The sequence below is a fragment of the Nonomuraea sp. NPDC003214 genome, assembly GCF_053590035.1.
The window spans coordinates 1-2951 of the sequence record NZ_JBSFSX010000041.1 but is presented as its reverse complement, the minus strand read 5'-3'; the positions used below and the strand labels follow the sequence as shown (position 1 = coordinate 2951).

3 protein-coding genes are annotated in these 2951 nt (G+C 57.4%); 2 read left to right on the top strand and 1 reads right to left on the bottom strand.

From position 1 onward, the window contains the following. Positions 1–784: hypothetical protein (locus ACWDXC_RS45195; RefSeq protein WP_449993247.1), on the bottom strand; the 784-nt coding region annotated here is incomplete at its 3' end. Positions 785–1263: 479 nt separating this feature from the next. On the opposite strand from ACWDXC_RS45195, the gene ACWDXC_RS45190 reads away from it, so the two are divergent. Then, complete coding sequence (locus ACWDXC_RS45190; protein WP_449993245.1) at positions 1264–1872, top strand: hypothetical protein; 609 nt, start codon at positions 1264–1266, stop codon at positions 1870–1872. 82 nt (positions 1873–1954) lie between these two features. Continuing rightward, positions 1955–2788 (top strand): gamma-glutamylcyclotransferase family protein, encoded by an 834-nt coding sequence (locus ACWDXC_RS45185; protein WP_449993243.1) that lies wholly within the window; start codon positions 1955–1957, stop codon positions 2786–2788. Positions 2789–2951 lie beyond the last annotated feature (163 nt).

Sequence of the window (2951 nt, the reverse complement as noted above, 5' to 3'; positions counted from 1 at the left end):
CAGCCCGTGCAAGGCCGGCCACCTGTGCAAGGCCATCTCCGTCCTTCAAAACCACCGGCTCGCGCAGGCCGCGTGAGGATGAAAAGCATTCACTGTGGTATTTGGCATAGGCAAGTCCAGGCGGCTGGAAGAGGGCTGCGGGTACGTCGTCGAAATCCGGCACCGGCTCGATCGTGATGGTGTATCGATAGAAGGGATCCGTCTTGGCCAGAAGGCTTTCGATCCCCATCACCTTGGCCACCAACTCAGCTAATGCCGCGGCGGCAAGTGCTCCTCCCGGGGCGATCTCGGGCGGCGACGAGACGATGCGCATCGCCTCCAAGATGAGATCGGCCAGGCGCTCTCTACCGTTCCCGATGAAGTAATCGATGGCGGCCGGATGACGACTCGCCAGCAGTTCGAGGCGTCTCAGCCCTTCCCATGCTGTAGGGAAGGCATCGTTGGCGGTCTCTCGCTCAAACCACGCCCGTTGTTCCCGGCTTGGATCCCATGGCATAAGTACTGTCCAGCGCTTCACTTGCATCGCTGTGCCGGCGACCTCGGCTTGAAATGCCGAAAAGGAGTCCAGCACCTGCGTCTTTTGGCCAGCTTCTAGCGCCTTGAAGAATTTTTTGATCTGGTAGACGTCCCAGCCATCCGGCGTCCAGATTCTCACATCCATGCCGCCATCGCCCCGGGACGGGGTGATGTGCTGAGCACCGTCGGGGAATTCGCTGAACAGCAGGAGGGCAGCGAGATCTTCGACATCTTGACCGCTGAGTGTTGCCCAGGGGACGCGCATCACAGACGGCACGCTACAAGAACCCGTCAATCCTGAACAGCGGACAGTAACACCTCGGTCACCGAGACCGGCGGTTCGGCCTTGACGCCGATGCAACCCGTACGACGCAGAACCTCTCTGCCTGCCCGTCACCTCTCGCCTCACTCACCAGGTGACGCCGGCCGCACGCCTGTCCGCTCGGGCCAGGATTGCGATCGAGCGAAGAGAGCTGCTCTGCCAAGGCTTGCCCGGAGGACGGCAGCATGCGGTAAGCCTGGACAAGTCGTGCTGATGAGCTGTGCACCGACGGGCACAGCGCATCACCCAGGGCATCCCGGATGGCACTCACTTTGTCACTCAGCCGCGGGCCCTGCCGTCCTTTTAGCACCTGAAAGATTTTCACGTTGATCCAAAGCTACTACGGTCTGCACAATTAGGCGGATTCGGCCAGTTGGACACCGGCGGAGGGTGACACCACGTTGGCCGCTGCCTACAATCCTCCCATGCGATTTCTGGCCTGGCGGAAACGGCACCCTGTCATCAAGACATCGTTTGCCTTGACCGTGAGCCGCTGGAAGCTGCACAGAATTGTTTTTCTCTATGCGGCAGTGACTATAGGCATCGGCGCCGCGACTGGACTGGCTCTTCATTTAGCCCGCGCCGAGGATCGCAGCATTTCATACTCGCTCCGCGAGGGTTTCGGAGCAATATTGAATCCAGGCGATATCCTAAAGGCCGAGGACAGCCTGCTTTTTGCTGTCATTGGATTGCTCACCTCCATGCTTGGGGTCATTTTTCCAGTGCTGCTTTTGGGGGCCTTCGTTTTCAAGCTTTTCCACCAGGACCCTATTGTATGGAGAGAGGCGCTATCGATAGAGGATCACCTTGACGGATTTCCTGTACTCATCGCTCGATTCTATAATGGAACGACATCTCCATTAGTCAACATCACCATCCAGGTCTTTGCTCGAATCCAATCTACTGGCACCCCCCGCTTCATCACAAATTTTCCACAGAAGGTAGCCCAAGGTGAAAGAGGCGCCTTGAAGGGAATCAGCGTACTGGGCATACGGACGGAGCGGCGTGCCCTTCAGTGTATTCACTCCACTTAGCACCGAGCTTTCAGCTCGGCAGACAGCAGAGGGGGACTACATCCTTCTGGCCGGCCAATCTCATATAATCGAGAAAAGCCGCGTGACGCTTCTTGTTGTAATTACGGGCACCTCTCTCGGGAACGGCTTCCCTTTCTACAGCTCCAAGGAGTACGAGCTGACAGAATCGCTCCTGTTGGGACATTTTCAGGAGATAGAAGTCAAACACAAAGACAAGCCGCGAGCCTGGACAGGTTGGGAGAATTTCGAGTTGAATAGCGAAGTCTTTATTTTTGGGTACGCCTCATTGAGCAGCCCGGCCTCTGTGGAAGCAACCCTTGGGCATTCCGTAGACGGCACCAAGTTCTGTTACGCCAAGCTGCAAGGGTGGGCCCGGAGCTGGTGCGTAGGCTCTGACAAGAGCTCCCATCCTGAGCGGACCTATTTTCGGTCCGACGGCCTGGAGTACACGGGAGTGACGGTCGTACTGGGAATCGAACCTCGCATGTACGACGAATGCGACGGGACAGTGTTTCCTGTCTTGCGGGACGACCTCTCGCTTCTCGACATGAGAGAGAGGAACTACGAGAGGATCGACGTCTCAGAGGACGTCACATGGGCAGGCAAACCGAAGAACTGCAGGGTGTACACCTATGCGCCACTGAAAGCAGCCACCGCAAGAATTACTGAAGCCATCAAGTCCGGCCGAGAGGTGAACATCCGCCAAGGATACGTGCGGTTAGTTCGAGAGGCATTTGCCAAATACGACCAGGGCGGCAAACCCAGAGAATGGGAAACGCTACCTTACAAGCTTGAGGAGATGCGAATTCATATAGACCCCAGCGCAGCTCCCCAGCAGGTCATAATCGGGTCTTCCTCCTACCTGCAAAGTCCTCCAGATGACAGAAACCTGGAGGAAGACTCTCCTTCCGGATAAAGACGTACGGAAATGTCCTCGGCGCGACGGGCCCGGACCTAGTAGTGGCCAAGTGAGCGAAGTCGAAGAGTGAATGCTTTTCATCCTCACGCGGCCTGCGCGAGCCGGTGGTTTTGAAGGACGGAGATGGCCTTGCACAGGTGGCCGGCCTTGCACGGGCTGC